Below are 21925 nucleotides of genomic sequence, written 5' to 3' on the forward strand. Positions count from 1 at the left end.
GGAATATTCCAGTGCCTTCAGTGTCTACAGAAGCTAAAGCCAAGGCTGAAGCCAAACGACTCATGGCCGAAGTGAATCAGCTTCAGGCCCAAGCAAAAAATCAACATGTCACCAGTTATCGTGAGACACAAAAGCTGATCGTACATATTAATCAGCTACAAGTTGCTGCGATTAAAGAAAAAAGTGCAGCTAAAGCGGAACAGGCAAAGCAGGAAACCAAACGTCTGTTTACAGAAAAATTTAGCCATATTCAGGATAAACAGAAAAATATCCACGCACAAATCAATCGTTTATTACAGGTCAAGCAGAAATATGATCTGCTTGCGAAAACGCAACTGGCTATTGGCAAAAAAGAAAATCCCAATGACACACATTTTCGTCAGCAATTGATGGGCTTAATTAAGCAGAAAAAAGAAGAATTTATCCGCACCAATAAAGAGGCTGAAAATATTCACGATCAGGCCAGAAAAAAATCAATCATACTGACTAAAAATGGTGAAACAAGCCAGGTTGTTGAGCAAGCCACAGAAAAAAAACCACAGGCTACGGATATCTCACCTTCTTTAAGTGACAAAGCAAAAGCTGAAGCAGAGAAGCTGATCACGGAAGTTACTGCGCCGAAAAATATGGTAACGGCGGATAAAGCTGAAGAAGTTGGAAAAATGATTCAGGAAATCAGTAAGCTGCAAATGGCTGCTGAGCAGGGTACCTTAACTGAAAGCGAAGCCTTATTGCTGGAAGAGCGTATCTTGAAAGTTGAATCAAAACAGCGCGAGTCGCGTGAGCAGATCAATCAACTGACTCAGGCTAAAATTAAGTATGAATTGGCCTTATCACGCAATGCTGAACAACGTAAACATCAGGATGAAAGATTACGCGGCGAACTGAATCATTTGATTACTGAAAAAGAGCAGGAACAAAATCAGCTGCTTGATGAATTAAATATGATTCGTATGCACTCAGAGCAGGAAGCCAAGCTGCTCAAGGCACAGCGTGATGCTGCGCGTGCGCTGGCAGAACAGCAATCCCAGGTTGATGCCAGCAAACTGCCGCAAGACTCCAAAAAATATGGCATGTTATTAGGAGTTGTTGTATTGATTTTATTATTAGGCGGGGGGGCAGGTGTGTTTTTTCTGACACCCTGGCTCAATCCTGATGAAGATGTGCCGCTGAATGATAAACTGATTAAAAACTCAGTTGCGCCCGTTGCAGCGGTTAGTCCCGTTGAAGAACAAGCAGCGCCACCTAAAGTAAAAAGAGCAGTCAAAAGAAAGCTGAAACCTATTCGTATTTTCCAGGATAAATTAAGCAGTGGCGCTTTATCACCAATCATGATACAACTGCCGGCAGGTGCATTTAAGATGGGAAGTCCGCCACATTACCCTTATACTGACGAGCATCCCCAACAAACTATTAATTTACAGAGTTTTTCTATCAGCCAATTTGAAATCAGCTTTGATGAATACCAGGTTTTTATTCGTGCCACTGGGCGTAAAATGCCTTTTGATAATAACTGGGGGCAGGATAAACGTCCGGTTATTAATGTTAATTGGCAGGATGCAACAGCCTATGCGCAATGGTTAAGTCAGGAAACAGGTTATCAATATTATTTACCCAGTGAGCGGGAATGGGAATATGCTGCAAGAGCTGGCAGCAAAACCACTTTCTGGTGGGGTAATAAAGTCGGTAAAAATCATGCCAATTGTGCTGTTTGCTCAAGTCAGTGGAGTGGTGTGAAGACAGCACCGGTTGGCAGCTTTTCCCCTAATTCATTTGGTTTGCATGACATGATTGGCAATGTTCTTGAATGGACTCGTACCTGTTACCATCCCAATTATCAAAATGCACCGACAGGTGGACAAAACTGGGAAGGTGGAAACTGCGCCCAACGTATGGTACGGGGTAGTGCTTATAACAGCTATAAACGGGATATTCGTATTACCCGGAGAAAAGCATTTACCTCAAAATCACGAAATACCAATTTAGGTTTTAGAGTGGTGCGCGTGAACTAGTATGCAGGAAAATCCGTTATGGATTTGGAGCCTTATCATGAAAATTAGTGAAGAACTTAGAAAACGCATTAAGCAACTGGAAGCAGAGCAAAATACGCAGGCTCAAGATTTAGCCGAGCTGGATAGCTTAAAAGATTTTGCCAGTATTGAAGAACTGGAAAAAGAGCTGTCCCACATTGATCAGGATATGCCGCAGGCAACACCTGAGTTACAACTTCAGGATATTAATTTAGAACAAGAACTCCTTCCCGAAGTTGAGCTAAATGATAAACTGGTAGAAACACCTGAGCTTCATGATATTGATTTATCTGAAGAAATGCTGGGGCAGGGCAAGCCCAAAGCAAAACAAACAACAGGAAATTATGCCGTTTGCCTGTTATTTAATGTCAAAATGCCTTCAGAGTGGTCGGAAGAAGCCGGAGGGGGTTGGCGAGGCAAAGGCCAGGGTACGCAGTATCCGAGTCAGGAAGCAGCAAATAAGGCGCTGAAACAACTTAAGAAAAAATGGCCTGATTACCCGATTAAGATTATGAAGAATTAAAAAAACAAAATTTTTACTTGACCACTGACATTTTATGTCCCATAATATGTCTAACTTCATATGTAGGAGGATGCAATGAGCTACCAACAGAGATTGACTGAACTGGCGACTGAAATTGATGGCGCTGTCACTGAATCAGAACTGGTTTTACGCACAGAACTGATTGAAGGTGAGGAAGGTGTTAACGTTTTAATTGTCAGCGTAGAAGATCGGGAAGAATTTCCAGTTTACATCACCATAGACGATAGTCAGGTTTTATGTATTTCACACTTATGGCTGGAAGATGAGGTGATTGCAGAAAAACGTGCTGAACTCTTAGATGCCTTATTGGCAATGAACGTACCGATGCCCTTGTCTTCATTTTCCAAGCTGGGCGATCAGTATTTGATTTTTGGTGCGCTAAGCAATCAATCTTCAGTTAACCATGTATTGGAAGAAATTGATATGCTCAGCAACAATACGCTAACTGCGATTGAAGAATTTGCAGACTTTCTGCAAGCATAAACTACCTAAAGCAAAATTTAGCATGAGATGGAAGCAGTTTTCAGTAGATTAAGCACTGAAAGAAGCTGGCATCGAACTTAGATTGAATAGATTTATCAGTATCACTGATATCAGGGGGTTAAAATGGGATTTTTTAGTAAATTATTTACCGCTTTTCGCGGTGCGGCAACCGAAGCTGGAGAAGCCATGGTGGACACACAAGCACTACGAATTCTCGATCAGGAGGTTCGTGACTCTAAACGCAGTCTGGACGCAGCTAAAGAGAATCTGGCTAAAGTGATTGCCCAGCAGATGGGCGTTGAACGCGAAGTTAAACGCTTGAGAAAAACCCTGGAAGAATACGAAGGTTACGCCTTGCAAGCCTTGGATAAAGGTGATGAAGCCCTGGCAACAGAGTTAGCTGAAAAAGTGGCTGAAATCGAAAATGAACTGGAAGTTCAGCAAAGTGTACTCGACAGTTATAAAAATAACGTCAGCACACTTAAGCAAACGGTGCGCAAGACTGAAACCAGTATTAAAGCGATGGAACGCGAGATTAATGTGGTGAAAACTTCTGCCAAGGTGCAGGAAGCCAATGAAGCGATTTCCTCCCGCTTTTCGGGTACGGATTCTTCGTTGAAAACAGCAACTGCCTCATTGGAGCGCATTAAAAAACGCCAGCAGGAAAAAGCCGATCAAATGACGGCGGCGATGAATATGCACAAAGAAGACTTAGGTGATAACTTACAAGACAAGCTGCGCGATGCCGGTATTGTCAATGCCAATTCTTCTACTAATTCTGTGTTAGAGCGCCTGAAAGCAAAGCGTAAACCTGCTGCTAAAGCAGGATCTGACACACCGCCTGCGGCTTAAGATAACGTAGAGACGTAGCACTGCTACGTCTCTACCCTACGATTTTATTATGACCGATTTACCCAATAAATGGAAAAAATCAGAAAAAAGCCTCAGAGCTGTACAACTGGCTTTTGAGTTTAACCAGCATATTTCTGATTCAATACGCACTGCCGCCAGCCGCCACGGTTTAAGTCCTTCGGATCAAATCAGGGAGGTTATCGGGCTGAAAGCAAAAAAACCCTTAAGGCCGCGCTTAACTGTTTCGCTCTCTGCGCAAGATTATGAGCACCTGGGCAAACGCTATGGCTTATCACCTGATGATAAAGCGGGTATCCGCAGCGCGATCTCAGAAGAGTTGATTCATTTCTCGCAAATAGAAAATGATAAACCAAATAATAAGGCATAGTCATCATGTTCTTTAATACTTACTTCAATAAACTGAAAAGTAATCCCTGGTTTTTCGGTGCCTTGGGTGTAGTCGTGCTTTATCTGCTGTATAAACTTTTCAGCGGTTTTGCCTGGTTTTTGATTCAAACTGTTATTTATGCGGTTTTATTACTGGTTTTTCTTGCTTTCTTAAAAAGAAAAGGCTTTTTCAAAGATTAAGGCTTATGTAAAAACTTAGGTTATTAGACCATTACACATGGCGCAAACGGTTTTCTGTCAAAAGCCATCCCCAAACGATAGTAAATATATTTACGCCATTATAAATGCTCGTCAATAAATTCTCTGACCCAATGCAAAGGTTTCGCGCTGGCAAAACGCCCGATAATTTCGCCATCCTTAAATAACAAGACGGTGGGAAATCCCCGTAACTTATAATGCCCGGCCAGACGCATATTATCATCCACTTCAACTTTTGCCAGATACCAGCTACCCGCATATTCAGCAACGGCAGTTTCCAGTATGGGCGTCAGCATTCGGCAGGGGGCGCACCAGTCCGCCCAGAAATCGACCAGAATGGGCTTGATGTGAGAGGCTTCAATCACTTGCTTTTGAAAGCTCTCTTCCGTGACATCAAATATCAGTCCCTTGGTTTCATCGTGTATATGATACATTTTTAATATCCTTTTAAAAATCTGATGTTATGCAAAGGCTTCTTTTTTATGCTGCAAAGTACAAAAAAAACCACCATTGCGGCACATGATTTAAAATTTATCAAACCACTGTCCCAGCGTTTCCAGGCTTTGATGCCGGGTTAAATCAGCATGTAGCGGCGTGATGGAAACCTGTTGCCGGTCAATGGCGTAAAAATCTGTGCCAGGGCCTGCGTCCTGTGCTTTTCCCGGTGGCCCCACCCAGTAAATCACCTGTCCCCGTGGATCACTGCTCTGAATGGCGGGTTCTGCCTTGTGCCTATGTCCCAGGCGGGTTACTGCCATGCCCTTGAGTTGCTCCCAGGACACATCGGGTACATTGATATTTAAGATTTGATCTTGCGGCAGTGGACGGGTTCGCATCTGCTGTAGAATCTGTACAATCACTTTTGCCGCTGTATCGTAGTGTTGTGGATCATGACTCACCAGAGAAACTGCTAAGGCGGGTAAGCCTAATGTGCGCCCTTCCATTGCTGCTGCCACCGTGCCGGAATACAGCACATCATCGCCCAGATTGCTGCCCGCATTAATCCCGGAAACCACCATATCCGGGCAGGTTTCCAGCAGACCGGTAACACCCAGGTGTACGCAATCGGTGGGGGTACCATTGACACAGATAAAGCCGTTATCAGTTGTGGTGGCACGCAGGGGTTGTTCCAGGGTTAAAGAATGACTGGCCCCACTGCGGTTTTGCTGTGGGGCGACCACAGTCAGTTGTTGAATAAAATCCAGTGAATCCAGGGCCGCAGCCAGGGTGCGTATACCGGGAGCCAGATAGCCGTCATCATTACTTAATAAAATATTCATACGGTGTTTAACAGAAATTCCAACAAGGCTTTTTGCGTGTGCAGCCGATTCCCCGCTTCTTCCCAGACCACGCTTTGCTGTCCATCAATCACCTCAGTGGTGACTTCTTCGCCACGGTGCGCTGGCAGGCAGTGCATGAATAAGGCATCTTTATGGGCGCGGCGCATGACTTCATTATTAACCTGGAACGGTGCAAAAATATTAGCGCGGTTATCCTGTTGGCCTTCATGCCCCATACTGGACCAGACATCCGTGACCACTAAATCCGAATCACTGGCAGCCCACTGCGGGTCATTACCCACTTGTATGCGATCCCCGGCAGCCGCCAGAATATTGGCATCCGGGCGATGACTGTCAGGGCAGGCAATACGTAATTCAAAATCATACTGACGGGCAGCATTGATAAAAGAATGGCACATGTTAAAACCATCACCAATCCAGGTGACACGTTTACCCTGAATTGAGCCACGGTGCTCATAATAGGTCTGCATGTCGGCTAAAAGCTGGCAGGGGTGGAAGCTATCAGTCAAGCCATTAATTAAAGGAATTGAGGCGTATTGTGCAAACTTTTCCAGGGTTTCCTGGTGAAAGGTGCGAATCATCACAATATCCACCATGCCGGATAAAACCCGTGCGGTATCTTCTACCGGTTCCCCGCGTCCCAACTGGGTATCATTGGGAGATAAAAAAATTGCACCGCCGCCGCCATGCAGCATGGCGGATTCAAAAGAAACCCGGGTGCGGGTGGAGGATTTTTCAAAAATCATTCCCAGCACCTTGCCCTGGAATAAGTCTTTGTTTTCACCGCATTGGTGTTGCGCTTTCAGTTCAATACCGCGCAGGATTAATTTTTGTAATTCTGCTGGAGTTAAATCCAGCAAGCTTAAAAAATGACGCTTCGTCATTTTATGTACCTTTAATGATGTTCTGATGTTACGCAATCTGGTTCTTTTTAGTTTAAACCCTGACTTGCCTTGGGCTAACTAAAAATCAGCACGGAGCAAGAAGCTGCTTTTTTGTACCTTAAAGCACATTGTGAAGTTTTTGCGTAACGCCAGTATGTTCTAAGAAAGAAAATCGTGAATTAAAGCAGAGACCGTTTTAATCATTTCATCGGCCTGCGCATCGCTGATAATCAATGGTGGTAACAAGCGAATAACCTGTCCGGCAGTGACATTGATTAACAAACCTTGCTCCAAAGCCTGCATGACCAGTTCCGGGCAGGGTTTATCTAATTCTATGCCAATTAATAAACCTTTTATTCGAATTTCGCTCACCCCAGGCAGGTCTTGCAGGGCTTGCTCAAAGCCTTGTTGAAAGCGAGCACCCAGTTCAGCAGCGCGTTGACACAGATTTTCCTGTTCAATAATGTCCAATACCGTCAACCCCACCCGACAAGCCAGCGGGTTGCCGCCAAAGGTGGAGCCGTGAGTACCGGGTTGCAGGCGTGAGGCCGCCTCGCCGACAGCCAGACAGGCACCAATAGGTACGCCGTTGCCTAAGGCTTTAGCCAGTGTCATGACATCGGGTTTGATATTATGGTGTTGATGCTCAAACCAGCGTCCGCTACGGGCAATACCAGTCTGGATTTCATCCAGCATTAATAACCAGTTGTGTTGATCGCACAAGGCACGCAGACGTGGCAGATAATCGGCATCAGGAATCTGTATGCCGCCTTCGCCCTGTATTGGCTCTACCAATATGGCAACAACATCCGTTTCCTGTTTGGCAACTCGCTCAACGGCTTCAATATCGTTATAAGCCACCCGGATAAAACCCTGCACTAAAGGCTCAAAACCGGCCTGTACCTTGCGATTGCCTGTTGCGCTTAAGGTTGCCAGGGTGCGACCGTGAAAACTACCTTCCATGACAATAATTTTGGGTAGGCTTAAACCACGTTGGTGTCCGGTCAGGCGCGCAATCTTGATCGCAGCTTCATTGGCTTCCGCGCCGGAATTGGCAAAAAACACCGTTTCCATGCCGGATAAAGCCACCAGCTTATCTGCCAGTTTCTGCTGCTTGTCGATACCATAAATATTTGAGGTGTGTAATAAAGTTTCTGCCTGTTCACAAATCGCATCACGAATGGCAGGATGCGCATGTCCTAAATTACATACAGAAATACCGGACAAGGCATCAAGATAAACTTGTTCTGTGTCATCCCATAATTGTGCGCCTTTTCCATGTATAAAACTGATCGGTAAACGGCTATAATTCGGCATTAAGGTGTTTTTCATCAACGGCTCTTCCTGCTTCCTAAAAACAAAAAAGCAGCCGGATAAAGCTGCCCTTATTTTTTTAAAAAACTTTAATTATATATGAATTTACCGCATCTTTTCTATATTTACCTAATAATTTTTTTGCTTATTGGCTGTACAGCCTCACCGCCACCGCTGAAAATACTGGCTGAAGACGATGTAATTCTGGCTTTTGGCGACAGTCTGACCTATGGCACAGGCGCGCAGCCTGAGGCCAGTTATCCCAGTTTACTGGAAAATCAGATTCAACGCCGGGTTATCAATGCCGGGGTTCCCGGCGAACGTAGTGGGCAGGGGCTGGCAAGATTGCCGGGATTACTGAAAAAGCACCAACCTAAACTGCTATTGTTGTGTCATGGAGGTAATGATTTTTTGCAGCACAACAGTGATCAGCAGGTGGTTAAAAATTTACGCGCAATGATTCAATTGGCGCAGCAGCAAGGGATTGAAGTGGTGTTAATTGCCGTGCCTAAACCTGGTTTTTTTCTTTCTGGCGCAGATTTATACCATGACGTTGCCAGTGAATTTAAGATTCCGATACAACAAGACATTATTAGCCAGGTATTATCCAAGCCCCACTTAAAAAGTGATCAAATTCATCCCAATGCGGAAGGTTATCAGCAACTGGCAGCGGCGCTTGCGGTTTTATTAAGCAAGGCTGGGGCGATTAAGGAGTGAGGATGAAATAAGTGCAGGAACTGGGCACAGGATTTTTATTCATTTTCAAGGCGTGAAAACAGGCGCATAGCAAGCTATGTAACTGCCTAAGTCCAAACAGGCACAACGCAGAAAATGGAGAAAAAGACCAGCCAAGTTTCTGAAGTTATAAAATTCTCACTCCTAAGTAAATATCTAATAAAGTTTCGGAGTTCATATTAGGCCAAAGCAACCAGCCAGTCCCTTGATTTATAAGAATTCAAGGCGCAAAGTCTTGCTATCAAGTTGCAAGGCTTGAACAAAAAAACCTTTTATGTGTTGCTCAATGGTTTTCATCACCCATTTCAGTGCCTCGCCAAGTACCTCTTTCTGACCAAATCCAGCTTTTTTGCAGTAGGTTTTGTGTTCTCGGACAGTCTCCTGGCTTCATGCCCTGTCGTTTCCAAGCCTTTAACATGCCATATTTTCCACTGCGCAGGGCATGAGGCTAACGCCTGTTGTGCCATTGCCTCATTGTCACAGGGTGCAAAAATACAGGCACCGGTACCGGTTAGGCGTGCGGGGGCATAGCCACTCAGCCAGTCTAACGCCGCTTTTACCGGGGGATAACACAAACTAACAAGGTTCTGGCAATCATTATGCACAGACGTGCCTTGTAAAAAATTTTGCAGACTGATTTTTGGTGTATTTCTGGGTAAATCCGGGTGTTGGAAAATACTTGCGGTGCTGATGTGGCAATCGGGTTGCAATAACAAATAATTACCTGTTGCTAAATTCTCCAAAGGCGTTATTAATTCTCCCACACCTTCTGCCCAAGCCGCTTTACCGTGGATAAAAATCGGTACATCCGCGCCCAGTTGCAGTCCCAGTTGTGCCAGTTTTTCCAATGACCAATGCAGTTCCCAGTGCTGATTTAATGCCAATAACACTGTTGCTGCATCCGAGCTGCCGCCCCCCACGCCGCCACCAACAGGGATACGTTTTTTCACTTGAATCGTAGCGCCCGCCGTGGTGTTGCTGTGTTGTTGCAGCAAACGTGCTGCTCGCAGGCTTAAGTCCTGTTCCGGGTTAATCGTTAAGCCATCATAAGCACAAGACAAAATGCCGGTTTTATTGGTTTGAAAATGCAACTCATCGTATAGATCGATAAATTGAAAGACTGTTTGTAATTCGTGATAGCCATCCGCACGGCGACCTGTAATATGTAAAAACAGATTGAGTTTGGCAGGTGCCAACCAGATGTTAGATGTTTGCATGTCAGTCTCGTTATACCGTTGAATAAATAATCACGTCTGGCAGTGGGGTAGAGATGTAGCATTGCTACGTTTCTACACTACTGTCCTGGTAATTATTGATTCTGGCGTGCATGGGCAGGCGCACACTGAAGCTACTGCCTTTGCCTTGTTCTGATTCAATGCTGATGCTGCCGCCCATCATCTGGCAAAAACGCAGACTGATGACCAGCCCCAAGCCATTGCCACCATAACGGCGGGTGCTGGAGTTATCCACCTGCATAAAAGGCTGAAATAAACGCTGTTGTTCGCTGTCACTGATACCAATACCGGTATCAGTAATCGTCATGGTGATCCAGGTACGATTTTCAATGGATTGCTGGATGACGGTTAAAGTCACTTGACCGTTTTGGGTGAATTTTCCGGCGTTGCTGAGCAGGTTGCATAAAATCTGTTTCACCCGCACCGGATCGGCAAACATTTCTTCAGCATTCGCCAGGTATTCCCAGTTAAACCGGTTCTGATTGCGAATAATTAAGGGTTCGAGGGTTTTTAATAGATCTGAGATGAGTTTGGGCAGGGAGAAAAACTGTGCATTCATTTGCATCTGCCCTGCTTCCAGTTTGGAAATATCAAGGATATCATCTACCAGGGACAATAAATGCAGGCCGGAATCATTCACTTGCTGTAACAGCGTTAAACTTTCTTCCTTAGGCAAGGTATCGTGTTCATCCTGAATGACATTAATATAACCAATAATGGCGTTTAATGGCGTGCGCAACTCATGTGACATATTTGCCAGAAAGCGGGATTTACTTTGATCCGCTTCCAGAGATTGATCCCGTGCTGTTTGCAAGGTGGCTGTACGCTCCGCAACTTTGGTTTCCAACGTTTCATTGGCGCTTTTAAGCGCAGCAACGGCTTTTTCCAGAGCAATTTCCTGGTGGATAATACGGTAGATTATCCATATCACCACGGCAATGCATAATAAAATCGCAAAAATGTTCAGGGTACGAATTTGTTGCTGGGTTTCCTGATAGGCAAAATCGACTCTTTTAAATGTGGGGTGGTTGGCAAAATTTAATTGCATATCACGAATAGAGGATAATTCGTTGAGAAGATAACTGCTTTCACTCTGAATTTTTATCATTTTATCAAGGGCGACTTCTCGCTGATTACTCATTGCCAGCGTGATTGCCTCGTTTAATTTATCTTGAATTTTCAGGAAAATCGGATGATGCGCTTCTAATTGATCGCGTTCTTCCTGAACCAGCGCCATTTTGAGTAATTGTTGTTGATTACGATGAAATTCTTTATCTTCAGTGCGATACTGTTCCCATGCCGTTTTTTGTGCGGTAGGATCGGTGAGTTTTACCACATAATAAGTACGACGAATTCGGGTATGTATCAAATCATATACCCGGTTTAGCAGACGTGCCCGGCTTTGATGCTCCGCCATTAATGCGGAGAGATTCTGATTCATTGCTCTGAGGTTTTGCAAACTGATATTGCTGGCAAATACCAGCGCCAGCAATATCAATGTAAAACCCATAACAATTAATATAGACTGTTTGGTAATAAGATTTGATTTTTTCATTGAAAATCTGTGATATGACCTGTATCCAATTCATCAGCAAGCTCTGTTAATACTTGTTGCTGAATTTTAATAAGCTGATCTAAATGTTTTTTCATACTCTCTATCATTTGTTGTGCCACTTTTAATTCCTGATGCAATTGCTGGTTTTCCAGCCGCAATTGCTGATGCTCTTCCTGTAAAGTCAGGCAAGTTGATTCTGCGGACACACGCAGAGGCAAGGCGTACAAAATCACCAGTAATAAAATCAGCAACCAGTCACTGATTTTTTGTGCTGACCGCGCCTTGCTCTGCCTTTGCTCATGACGTTTTATCGACAGTTTCTTATGCATCTTTACAGTTATTTTTGCTCAGATCACTTTTGAAAAACGCTGCTGAGTCTGTTGTTGTTGCAGATACTGATCAAAAATCATGCAAATGTTACGAATTAATAAGCGTCCGGCAGGTAATACCTGGATGTGACGGCTATCAAACGTCAGCAACCCATCTTCCTGCATTTTATCCAGCGCCTGCCATGCGTGGGCAAAATAATCCTGAAAAGACAAGTTGTGATCCTGCTCTAATTTTTGAATATCCAAGCGAAAATGGCACATCAAGTCCATAATAATTGCTCTGCGCAGCAAATCATCAGGCGTGAGTTCAATGCCACGGAAAATAGGTAAATGACCGCCATCGAGTACAGCATAATAATCATCCAGGGCGCGCAGGTTTTGGCTGTAGCTATTAGCAACTTTGCCGATAGAGGTCGCACCAAAACCAATTAAATCGCAATCTGCATGTGTTGCATAACCCTGGAAGTTACGATACAAACTGCCACTGCGTTGCGCGATGGTCAGTTCATCTTCCGGTTTGGCAAAATGATCCATGCCGATATAAACATAACCTGCTTGGGTCAGATGAGTGATAGTTTGTTGTAAAATCCGCAATTTTTCATCGGCTGAAGGTAATTCTGCTTCATTGATACGGCGTTGCGGCTTAAATAGTTTTGGCATATGCGCATAATTAAACACCGATATGCGATCCGGCGAGACTTCAATAATTTTATCCAGGGTTCGGATAAAAGAATCAACGCTCTGGTGCGGTAGCCCATAAATTAAATCAATACTTAAAGAATGAAAGCCTTCCTGGCGCGCGGCATCCAGCACCGTTTGGGTGACGGCTTCAGATTGAATCCGGTTAACCGCTTTTTGCACTTTGGGATCAAAATCCTGTACCCCCAGACTCAAGCGGTTAAAGCCTTCTTCACGCAACAAAGCAATGGTTTCAGCAGTCGCTTCACGCGGATCGATTTCAATAGAGTATTCACCCTTATCATCATTGCGTAAATTAAAATAGCGGCGCGTGTGTTGAAACAAGGCGTGAATTTCTTCATGGCTGAGAAAAGTCGGTGTACCACCCCCCCAGTGTAACTGGTCAACCACGCGATCAGTGTCAAATAACTGTGCCTGCAAGGCCATCTCTTTGTACAGATAATCCAGATAAGGCGCGCTACGACTGCGATCTTTAGTGACTACTTTGTTACAGCCGCAGTAAAAGCACACGGTATTACAAAATGGAATATGGAAATATAAGGATAAGGGCGGGTGCCCCTGATTGCTTTGTCTGGCAAGCTGCTGATAACGGGTTTCATCAAAGTCTTCGTGAAACTGTACCGCAGTCGGGTAAGAAGTGTAACGGGGTCCTGAGGTGTCATAACGTTGTATCAGTTCAGGGTCAAAAATAACGCTTTGTGTATCCATATAAAATACTCATTGTTTCACAAATCTGTAGAGACGTAGCAGTGCTATGTCTCTACGTGGTGCTACGTCGCTACCTGATAAATCCGGTTTAACGCTTGCCTTTAATCGTTGTTAAACCCAGCATTTCCCAATCCTGCATACCACCACGATACCATTTAATTTTGGCAGGTGGATAACCCAAGCCCAGTAAGGTATGGATATTGTTTGGCGACTGTTCGCACCAACTACCATTACAGAACATTACCAAAGTTTTGGCATTGGAAAAATTCCATTTATCGCCATCAGCTTTTTTTGCACCAAATGTATCAGTAAGAATCGCGTCACGGTTGGCGATTTCTTCAACCTCAAACGCTGAATTATTATTGGGGCTGATTTTCAGCCAAGGTACATTGATCGCACCAGGAATCGTGCCACGCATTAACCACTCAGGTGTGCGGGAGTCAACAACCAGGATAGACTTATCACCGTTACTGGCTTTATTCAGATAATCCAATACATCTAATTCACCAATCGTCTCGACATCGGCATGGAGTGACATTGGTGCAACACAAAATGGTGGGCAATGTCTGGAGGTTTTTGTAAACAACGGGTTAATTTTGTGATCTTTTTCCTGATTACGCATGATCACAACATCCTTACCCTCATGCTTTACAGTGACTGACCCCAGATCTTTGGTAATCTTCACTGCTAATTCTTCAGCATTCAGTATGCCGGAAAAAGCAATGCCGCCCAGTAAAACGCTCGCGGTCAGGATTTTTGAAATTTGCATTGTTTTTATTCCTCCAAAAAGTATATTTTAAGTGCTGGACTATTGTAGAACAAAAACGGCTTCAGCGCATGTTTTAAGAGATAGCACCTTGAATCAGGTATAATACTAAAAAATTTCTAACAACAGAGTAGTACGGGGGAGGAGCCCGGTGATGGACAGAAAACAACATTGGGAACAGGTTTATGCCGAAAAAAATGCCAAGGAAGTCAGTTGGTATCAGGCACACCCTGAAATTTCATTAGAACTCATCAAAACAAGTCAGCAAAAAAAAGGGATTATTGATGTTGGTGGCGGTGCTTCGGTATTAATCGACAAGCTGTTGGAATCCGCTTATCAGGATCTGGCAGTATTGGACATTTCTGCTGCCGCGTTGCGCATTGCTCAGCAGCGCCTGGGGCAAAATGCCACGCAAATACAATGGATTGAATCTGATGTAACACAATTTAAGGCAACGGAACAATTTAATCTCTGGCATGATCGCGCCGTCTTTCATTTCTTAACTGAAAAATCAGATCGAGCCGCTTATCTGCAAGTGCTGCGCAACAGTTTAAAACCCGGTGGCTGCGTGATTATGGCAGCTTTTGCCATCGCTGGCCCGGAAAAATGCAGCGGCCTGGATATCGTGCAATATGATGCTGAAAAGCTGCTAAAAGAACTTAATGGACAACATGCAGGGAAATTTACTTTGCAAGAACAAGTCTCAGAAAATCATAAAACGCCTACTGGCAAAATACAGGCATTTACTTATTATCGTATGCAACGCACAGCTTGATTAATAAAGGTAGGCAAAATGATGCAATTTACACAAATATTTCAAGGCTCATTTTTATTTTTACTGATATTTATTGTGCCACTCTGGTTATTTTTACATTATCGCCTGCAAGCCAAAAAAACTGAACACGGCATCAATGATACAGACATAGAGCGTCTGGAGAAACTCCAGAATAATGTTAAAAAATTACAAGAACGGGTGCAAACGCTGGAATTGATTCTGGATGAAAAAGTACCAGAATGGCGGCGTATACAATGAAACGGGCTTTATATAAAGACACTGAAAACGCCTTAATAGCAGGGGTGTGCGCTGGACTTGCTGATTATTTCAGCATCAACCGCGCTGGACTGCGCATGTTGGTGATCGCGCTTTGCCTATTCTCTCTCCCTCTGGTATTGATCAGCTATATAGCTTTAACAATTTTATTAAAAAATAAGCCAAAAATCCCGCAAAAAGTACCCTTTGATGTGGCGCAGCAAGAAAGCTTGTCTGCTGCATTTGCCAGGGCGCTTAATAAAAGCGAACAGGAAATTGCCACGCTGGAAACCAATATCACCCGGCTTGAAGCCTATGTCACTTCTGATCATTTTGAATTAAAAAGAAAAATTTGGGAACTCTAATGCAATTAACTTTTACCCGTCCTGATGACTGGCACTTACACGTCCGTGATGGCGCTGGCCTGCAATCTGTCATCAGCGCAACTGCGCGTTGCTTTGGGCGCGCGATTATCATGCCCAACTTAAAGCCCCCTGTGGTTACGATTGCCGATGCACTGGCTTATCGGGAGCGTATTATAGCGGCCCTGCCAGCCGACAGCGCATTTCAGCCGCTGATGACTTTATATCTGACGGATAACACCCGTATTGCGGATATCGAACAATTAAGCCAAACGCCGGAAGTGGTTGCAGTTAAGTATTATCCTGCGGGCGCAACTACCAATTCCGATGCCGGTGTCACCGACTTACGTAATGTCTGGGGTGTACTGGAAGCCATGCAGGATGCTGGCATACCGCTATTAATTCACGGTGAGGTCACTGCCAGCAGCGTAGATGTGTTTGATCGGGAATATATGTTTATTCGCCATATACTTGATCCTTTGCTGGAAGCTTTTCCAACGCTCAAAGTGGTATTGGAGCATATTACCACCAGCGAAGCTGTAGATTTTGTGCGTGCAGGGGAAGATCGGCTGGCTGCCACGATTACTGCACATCATTTATTAATGAACCGTAACGCCTTATTTACCGGGGGTATACGTCCACACCATTATTGCCTGCCGGTGTTAAAGCGGGAAATTCATCGGGAAACCTTAGTCGATGCCGCAATCAGCGGTAGTCCCCGGTTTTTTCTCGGCACCGACAGCGCGCCACATCCACGCCAAGCCAAAGAAAGTGCCTGCGGCTGCGCGGGCATGTATTCTGCCCCGATTGCCATTGAATTATATGCGGAAATTTTTGAACAGATGAATGCGCTGGATAAATTAGAAGCTTTTGCCAGTTTTTATGGCCCCGACTTCTATGGTTTGCCGCGCAACAGCGAGCAAATTACCTTGCAAAAAACCGACTGGACTTTGCCTGAAAGTTTTAACTTTGGTGAAGACCAGGTAATTCCCCTGCGTGCTGGAAAAACCATACATTGGCAACTGGAGTCTGCTTCATGATCCCCATTGTCAAGCGTTTTCGGGGCTTTTTGCCGGTTGTCGTTGATGTCGAAACAGCGGGATTCAACCCCAAAACTGATGCCTTGCTGGAAGTTGCCGCCGTATTACTGAATCAGGATGAAGACGGCCTCTGGTTTTGTCAGGATTCTCATTTATGTCATGTTGAACCCTTTCCCGGTGCTAACCTGGATCAAGCTTCACTGGAATTTACCGGTATTGATCCTTATCATCCCTTTCGTATGGCAGTTTCCGAAGCTGATGCACTGAATACGATTTTTGAACCTGTGCGTAAAGCGGTTAAACAGCACCAGTGTTCAAGAGCGATACTGGTTGGGCATAACCCCATGTTTGATTTGAGCTTTATTAAAGCAGCGGTGGCGCGTTGCCAAATCAAACGTAATCCGTTTCATCAATTCAGCACCTTTGACACGGCAACGCTGGGCGGTCTGGCTTATGGTCAGACCGTATTAGCACGCGCGGCACAGGAAGCCGGACTGGAATGGGATAATGAACAGGCACATTCTGCGCTATATGATGCGAAGCGCACAGCAGAACTATTTTGTAAAATTATTAATCGTTGGGACGCGCTGAAATGAGTTATTTCGATAACCTGCCTGCCGGCAATTTATTTTTAATCGGTCCGATGGGGGTGGGAAAAACCACCATAGGACGGCAACTGGCCCAAGAGCTGGGGCGGGAATTTAAAGACAGTGATCGGGAAATAGAAGAGCGCACCGGCGCAGATATTCCGCTGATTTTTGAACTGGAAGGTGAAATCGGTTTTCGCCGCCGCGAGCGGGAAGTCATTGATGAGTTAAGCCAATTATCCAATATCGTCATTGCAACGGGCGGTGGCAGCGTGTTAGATCCGGATAATCAGCAATGCCTGAAAACCCGGGGCACGGTCATTTATTTATACGCATCGCTGGATCAACTGGTAAAACGTACCAACCGTAACAAAGGTCGCCCTTTGCTGCAAACTGACAACCCCCGTGAAAAACTGGAAAGTATTATGCGCGAGCGGGAACCGATTTACCAAAACCTGGCCGATATTTCCATGGAAACCGGACAGGACTCTATCCGCCATGTAGTGCAGGTTTTATTGTCAAAACTGGAACAATAACGATGAGATTCAAGTCCAGCTCAGCCTTTTATCAAGAACTGCACGGCTTTTGTATTGAACGCCTTAAAGAATCGTTTAACCCGGATAGCCAATTGTTTGATTTACGCCTGCATAATCGTCACTGGGGGCTGGTGGAAGGTACGGAAAACAGCAGCAGCACCGCAATGGTGCTCATTGCCTTGCACCGCGCAGACATTGATGTGGAAGGCCTATTCTCATTACAAATAAAATCAGTGCTCAAAGCCCTGACAGATTTACACCGTTTTCCGGTTTATCACGAAACCCTGGGTTTGCTGATTTGGGCTAATGCCATCTGGGATGGTTCATCACTGTCGGATTTATTGCAAGAATTGGGTTTATCGCTGATTAAAATCCCCGCTTTAACCAGGAACCTGAAAAGTGCTGAACTCGCCTGGCTGGTGAGTGGTTTCGCACATGAATACCGGCGCTCTGGTGAGCAGGATGTGCTGGAAACCTTGAAGATTTTATTAACGCAACTGCAACTCAGGCAGCATAAAACCAGCCATGTGTTTTATCACTATGCACATAATGCCCCGTTGCGGCTACGCTACCGCCGTCATGTCACTACCTTTGCCGATCAGGTTTATCCGGTGCAGGCACTGGCTTTTGCCAGTATTTTGCTGAAAGAACCCGGTTATTTACAGCAAGTGCAGCCCTGTGTGCAGCAAATTGTTGATTTGCAAGGTAAGCTTGGGCAATGGTGGTGGCACTACGATGCCCGCAATGCCCAGGTATTACAAGCCTACCCGGTGTATTCAGTACACCAGCACGCCATGGCTCCGATGATGTTAATGGCTTTAGCCGCAGCGGGTGGCAAGGCGCATACCGCAGCAATGAGTCTGAGCCATGCCTGGCAGGATCATAATGAAATCAATGCCAACATGACTGACCGCGAAGTGGGTACCATGTGGCGCGACATTGAATATGATGAAAACAAACTTGCCAGCAGTTTCCGTAAAGCCCGCTCCGTGATGGGCCAGACCCGGGATCGGACAAGCCGCCTGCCAAAATTAAAAATTCGTTATGACACCTGGCCTTATGAATGGGGCTGGTGTTTATATGCACAAGCCATTGCAACGACTGCACCACCATCGCAGCACTTAATATAGCCAAGTTCCATATTTTTATTTGGGAGTGAGAAACCATGAATCTATCATACAAACAACTGTTTTTTCCTGTTATTGGCAGTGTTTTATTGCTCAATGCCTGTAGTTCTGTGATTGGTTCAAAAAATAATACGCCACAAACTTCCCGCACCGATCAAACACCCACCCGCCATCTCACACCAGGCGTTATCGGCACCGAAGGACAAACTGCGCAGGCAGAAGATATTGCCACGCTATTGCTTAATACCCATAACCAATGGCGGCAACAAGCCGGAGTACCTGCATTGGTGTGGTCTGAAGGCTTAGCCCAACACGCACAAAACTGGGCTGAGCAATTAAAAACAAAATACTGTATTTTACGCGCACAGCCGGATAATCCTTATGCTGAAAATTTATTTTCTGGCATTGCAATTAAGCCGCAACAAGTGGTGAATTATTGGGGGCGGCAACATTCAAATTATGATGCAAAAACCGGACAGTGCTTACATGGACGCGGCTGTGCGCATTATAGTCAGATGATTGCGCCAAATACCCAGGAAATGGGTTGTGGTATTGCCAGTTGCGATAATCTGAGCGTGTGGGTTTGTCATTATAACCCCCCTAAATAATCGCTTATAAAAGCACTCGAAATCCCACACGATAAAATATAGACAGCATGGCTTTATGATAAAATGCATGATTTTTATCATTAATCACTGATGTTACGCGCCCTGGTTATTTTTGGCTTGAGTCCCGCGCTTTTTTGGACTTACCAAAAAACACTTTTGCGTAACAGCAGTTAATCATTAACAGGAAAAACCATGTCACGCGCTTATAATTTCAGTGCTGGTCCCGCAATGGTACCAGAAGCCGTTTTACAGCAAGCTCAGGAAGAATTACTGGACTGGCAGGGAAGCGGCATGTCAGTGATGGAAATGAGTCATCGCGGTAAGGAATACATGTCGATTGCAACCCAGGCAGAAGCCGATTTGCGTGAGTTAATGGCGATTCCCGAAAATTATAAGGTTTTGTTTTTACAAGGTGGCGCTTCCAGTCAGTTTGCCATGGTGCCACTGAATTTGCTTGGTGATAAAAAGACCGCTGATTATTTTAATACCGGGCAATGGTCAAAAAAAGCCATTGCAGAAGCGAAGCGTTATTGTGATGTGAACCTGGTTGCCTCTTCTGAAGCTGAAAATTTCTGTACCATCCCGGATACGGCAAACTGGAACTTAAATGCCGATGCCGCTTATGTGCATTACACTCCTAACGAAACCATCGGTGGTCTGGAGTTCCAGGAAATCCCTGAAGTGGGTGATGTGCCATTGGTAGCTGATTTTTCTTCAACCATCTTATCGCGTCCTTTGGATGTTTCCCGTTATGGCATCATTTATGCCGGTACGCAGAAAAATATCGGCCCTGCGGGCATGGCGGTGGTGATTGTGCGCGAAGACCTGCTGGGTAATGCTGGAGACAGCACGCCAGCGATGTTTAATTATGCAACTCACGCTAAAGCAGATTCCATGTATAACACCCCGCCGACCTATACCTGGTATTTTGCAGGTCTGGTCTTCAAGTGGCTGAAACAACAAGGTGGCCTGGAAGCCATGGCAAAAATTAATCAGGGTAAAGCGCAGGCTTTATATAATGCCATTGATACTTCAGATTTTTATGCCAACCCTGTTGACCCACGTTATCGCTCATGGATGAACATACCTTTCACCCTGGCGGATGATGGCTTAAACGATACCTTTCTGAGTGAAGCCAAAGCCGCTAATCTGGTGACATTAAAAGGTCACCGCAGTGTTGGCGGAATGCGCGCCAGTATCTATAACGCCATGCCGGAAGCCGGTGTGCAAGCCTTAATCGCTTTCATGAAAGACTTTGAGCAGCGCAAAGCGTAAACACCCTCTACTTACCCTCGTTACCAGGCTCTGCTTGGTAACGTCTGTGCTTCAAGCTCCGCTTGGCGTAATGGAAGCAGAGCTTCCAGAATAGGCGTTCCCAATGAAGACATTGGGAACGAGGTTAATAAAAATCTCAGCCGGAAAACATTATGTATAAAATATTAACCCTGAATAATATCTCTACCGCAGGGCTTGATCGCCTGCCACGCGAAAGCTACGAAACCGCTTCTGAAATTCAACACCCGGATGGCGTGTTATTACGCTCCTTTAAAATGCACGACTGGGAAATTCCCGAGACCTTAAAAGCGGTAGGTCGTGCCGGTGCTGGTACCAATAATATTCCAGTTGACAAGATGAGCGAGCACGGCGTAGTGGTATTTAATGCACCGGGGGCTAATGCCAATGCAGTAAAAGAACTGGTGCTGGCAGGCATGTTACTGGCTGCGCGTAATATTTGCCAAAGCTGGGATTTTGCGCGCGCCTTAGAAGGTAGTGATGCGGAAATCGGCAAACAGGTCGAAGCCGGTAAAAAGAACTTTGGTGGTTTTGAATTGCCTGGACGCACTTTAGGTGTGGTAGGTTTAGGCGCTATCGGTATTAAAGTGGCAAATGCCGCGATTGCGCTGGGCATGAATGTGATTGGTTATGATCCACAGATTACCGTCAAAAGTGCCTGGCAATTATCGTCTAAAGTCAAACAGGCGCACAGCGTGGATGACATGCTCAATCAAGCGGATTTTGTCACCTTCCATGTACCATTAATCGATGCCACACGCAATATGATCAATGCCGAGCGCCTGGATAATATGCGCCATCGCGTAACAATACTGAACTTTGCCCGTGCCGGGATTGTGGATGATGAAGCTGTGGTTAATGCGATTCAGGCCGGTAAGGTCAACGCCTATATCTGTGATTTCCCAACCAATCTGACAAAACAGCACGAGCGCGTGATTACCTTGCCGCATCTGGGCGCATCCACCAAAGAAGCGGAAGATAACTGCGCAATCATGGTGGCAGAACAAGTCAAGGATTACCTGGAAAATGGTAATATCCTCAATTCCGTGAATTTCCCTGAAGTTCACTTGGCGCGCGCGGAAACCGGTTCCCGTTTGGCCATTGCCAACTCCAATGTACCGAATATGGTGGGGCAAATCAGTACCGACATTGCCAATGCGGGACTGAATATTATTGATATGATTAATAAATCCAGAGGTGACCTGGCTTATACGCTGGTTGATGTTGACGGTGAAATACCGCAAAGTCTGATAGATGCCATTAATGACATTGATGGAATTTTAAATTTACGGGTTTTATAA

General features: G+C 45.1%; 25 protein-coding genes. 16 read left to right on the plus strand and 9 right to left on the minus strand.

Going from position 1 to position 21925, the window contains the following annotated elements:
* The first annotated feature begins 11 nt into the window (after positions 1–11).
* The 5 genes from QUF61_RS02445 to QUF61_RS02465 all read left to right on the plus strand — a co-directional run bounded on the left by QUF61_RS02445 (position 12) and on the right by QUF61_RS02465 (position 4297).
* Positions 12–2012 (plus strand): formylglycine-generating enzyme family protein, encoded by a 2001-nt coding sequence (locus QUF61_RS02445; RefSeq protein ID WP_103920889.1) that lies wholly within the window; start codon positions 12–14, stop codon positions 2010–2012.
* Positions 2013–2049: 37 nt separating this feature from the next.
* The gene (locus tag QUF61_RS02450) at positions 2050–2553 is read left to right on the plus strand and encodes a hypothetical protein (RefSeq protein ID WP_103920890.1); all 504 of its coding nucleotides are present in this window, start codon (positions 2050–2052) and stop codon (positions 2551–2553) included.
* Between the two features lie 75 nt (positions 2554–2628).
* Positions 2629–3057: a DUF2170 family protein gene (locus QUF61_RS02455; protein WP_103920891.1), complete on the plus strand. Its 429-nt coding sequence runs from the start codon at positions 2629–2631 to the stop codon at positions 3055–3057.
* Positions 3058–3180: 123 nt separating this feature from the next.
* A complete protein-coding gene (locus tag QUF61_RS02460; protein WP_289680297.1) occupies positions 3181–3909 on the plus strand; it encodes a PspA/IM30 family protein in 729 nt (242 codons plus the stop codon).
* A gap of 49 nt (positions 3910–3958) precedes the next feature.
* Complete coding sequence (locus QUF61_RS02465; protein ID WP_103920893.1) at positions 3959–4297, plus strand: hypothetical protein; 339 nt, start codon at positions 3959–3961, stop codon at positions 4295–4297.
* Positions 4298–4595: 298 nt separating this feature from the next.
* Here the strand turns inward: QUF61_RS02465 and QUF61_RS02470 are convergent, their stop codons facing one another.
* The 4 genes from QUF61_RS02470 to QUF61_RS02485 form a co-directional block, all read right to left on the minus strand.
* A complete protein-coding gene (locus tag QUF61_RS02470) occupies positions 4596–4949 on the minus strand; it encodes a thioredoxin family protein (protein WP_103920895.1) in 354 nt (117 codons plus the stop codon).
* Between the two features lie 90 nt (positions 4950–5039).
* Positions 5040–5795: a 5'/3'-nucleotidase SurE gene (gene surE / locus QUF61_RS02475; RefSeq protein WP_103920896.1), complete on the minus strand. Its 756-nt coding sequence runs from the start codon at positions 5793–5795 to the stop codon at positions 5040–5042.
* Positions 5792–6700, minus strand: coding sequence for an ornithine carbamoyltransferase (gene argF / locus QUF61_RS02480; RefSeq protein WP_289680299.1), 909 nt, complete (start codon positions 6698–6700; stop codon positions 5792–5794). The genes surE and argF overlap by 4 nt, the downstream gene beginning before the upstream one ends.
* A 159-nt stretch (positions 6701–6859) precedes the next feature.
* The gene (locus QUF61_RS02485) at positions 6860–8032 is read right to left on the minus strand and encodes an aspartate aminotransferase family protein (RefSeq protein WP_103920898.1); all 1173 of its coding nucleotides are present in this window, start codon (positions 8030–8032) and stop codon (positions 6860–6862) included.
* Positions 8033–8155: 123 nt separating this feature from the next.
* Between QUF61_RS02485 and QUF61_RS02490 the strand changes: the two genes are divergently transcribed.
* Positions 8156–8731, plus strand: coding sequence for an arylesterase (locus QUF61_RS02490; RefSeq protein WP_286019433.1), 576 nt, complete (start codon positions 8156–8158; stop codon positions 8729–8731).
* A gap of 323 nt (positions 8732–9054) precedes the next feature.
* Here the strand turns inward: QUF61_RS02490 and ispE are convergent, their stop codons facing one another.
* From ispE to QUF61_RS02515, 5 genes are all read right to left on the minus strand, one after another.
* The gene (gene ispE / locus QUF61_RS02495) at positions 9055–9966 is read right to left on the minus strand and encodes a 4-(cytidine 5'-diphospho)-2-C-methyl-D-erythritol kinase (RefSeq protein WP_289680301.1); all 912 of its coding nucleotides are present in this window, start codon (positions 9964–9966) and stop codon (positions 9055–9057) included.
* Positions 9967–10030: 64 nt separating this feature from the next.
* Positions 10031–11539: a sensor histidine kinase gene (locus QUF61_RS02500; RefSeq protein ID WP_103920901.1), complete on the minus strand. Its 1509-nt coding sequence runs from the start codon at positions 11537–11539 to the stop codon at positions 10031–10033.
* Positions 11536–11868: a hypothetical protein gene (locus QUF61_RS02505; protein ID WP_103920902.1), complete on the minus strand. Its 333-nt coding sequence runs from the start codon at positions 11866–11868 to the stop codon at positions 11536–11538. Before QUF61_RS02505 ends, QUF61_RS02500 begins: the two co-directional genes overlap by 4 nt.
* A gap of 18 nt (positions 11869–11886) precedes the next feature.
* Positions 11887–13275: an oxygen-independent coproporphyrinogen III oxidase gene (hemN, locus tag QUF61_RS02510; RefSeq protein WP_289680304.1), complete on the minus strand. Its 1389-nt coding sequence runs from the start codon at positions 13273–13275 to the stop codon at positions 11887–11889.
* Positions 13276–13363: 88 nt separating this feature from the next.
* Positions 13364–14044 carry a rhodanese-like domain-containing protein gene (locus QUF61_RS02515; protein ID WP_103920904.1) on the minus strand — a complete coding sequence of 227 codons (681 nt, stop codon included), beginning with the start codon at positions 14042–14044 and terminating at the stop codon, positions 13364–13366.
* A gap of 151 nt (positions 14045–14195) precedes the next feature.
* Here QUF61_RS02515 and QUF61_RS02520 point away from each other — a divergent pair, with 151 nt between their 5' ends.
* The 10 genes from QUF61_RS02520 to QUF61_RS02565 all read left to right on the plus strand — a co-directional run bounded on the left by QUF61_RS02520 (position 14196) and on the right by QUF61_RS02565 (position 21925).
* Positions 14196–14816 (plus strand): class I SAM-dependent methyltransferase, encoded by a 621-nt coding sequence (locus QUF61_RS02520; RefSeq protein ID WP_289680306.1) that lies wholly within the window; start codon positions 14196–14198, stop codon positions 14814–14816.
* 18 nt (positions 14817–14834) lie between these two features.
* Entirely contained in the window at positions 14835–15074 is a 240-nt protein-coding gene (pspB, locus tag QUF61_RS02525) for an envelope stress response membrane protein PspB (protein ID WP_286019434.1), read from the plus strand.
* Positions 15071–15436 carry a PspC domain-containing protein gene (locus QUF61_RS02530; RefSeq protein ID WP_177428517.1) on the plus strand — a complete coding sequence of 122 codons (366 nt, stop codon included), beginning with the start codon at positions 15071–15073 and terminating at the stop codon, positions 15434–15436. The genes pspB and QUF61_RS02530 overlap by 4 nt, the downstream gene beginning before the upstream one ends.
* The gene (pyrC, locus tag QUF61_RS02535; RefSeq protein ID WP_103920907.1) at positions 15436–16473 is read left to right on the plus strand and encodes a dihydroorotase; all 1038 of its coding nucleotides are present in this window, start codon (positions 15436–15438) and stop codon (positions 16471–16473) included. Before QUF61_RS02530 ends, pyrC begins: the two co-directional genes overlap by 1 nt.
* On the plus strand, positions 16470–17069 hold the full coding sequence (gene rnt, locus QUF61_RS02540) for a ribonuclease T (RefSeq protein WP_103920908.1): 600 nt from the start codon (positions 16470–16472) through the stop codon (positions 17067–17069). The genes pyrC and rnt overlap by 4 nt, the downstream gene beginning before the upstream one ends.
* The gene (gene aroK / locus QUF61_RS02545) at positions 17066–17596 is read left to right on the plus strand and encodes a shikimate kinase AroK (RefSeq protein WP_103920989.1); all 531 of its coding nucleotides are present in this window, start codon (positions 17066–17068) and stop codon (positions 17594–17596) included. Before rnt ends, aroK begins: the two co-directional genes overlap by 4 nt.
* A 2-nt stretch (positions 17597–17598) precedes the next feature.
* Positions 17599–18726: a hypothetical protein gene (locus tag QUF61_RS02550; RefSeq protein WP_289680307.1), complete on the plus strand. Its 1128-nt coding sequence runs from the start codon at positions 17599–17601 to the stop codon at positions 18724–18726.
* Between the two features lie 35 nt (positions 18727–18761).
* Entirely contained in the window at positions 18762–19331 is a 570-nt protein-coding gene (locus QUF61_RS02555; RefSeq protein WP_103920910.1) for a CAP domain-containing protein, read from the plus strand.
* 192 nt (positions 19332–19523) lie between these two features.
* On the plus strand, positions 19524–20606 hold the full coding sequence (gene serC / locus QUF61_RS02560; protein ID WP_103920911.1) for a 3-phosphoserine/phosphohydroxythreonine transaminase: 1083 nt from the start codon (positions 19524–19526) through the stop codon (positions 20604–20606).
* A gap of 152 nt (positions 20607–20758) precedes the next feature.
* Positions 20759–21925 (plus strand): phosphoglycerate dehydrogenase, encoded by a 1167-nt coding sequence (locus tag QUF61_RS02565; RefSeq protein ID WP_103920912.1) that lies wholly within the window; start codon positions 20759–20761, stop codon positions 21923–21925.

Source organism: Candidatus Venteria ishoeyi (genome assembly GCF_030378065.1).
GTDB classification, from domain to species: domain Bacteria; phylum Pseudomonadota; class Gammaproteobacteria; order Beggiatoales; family Beggiatoaceae; genus Venteria; species Venteria ishoeyi.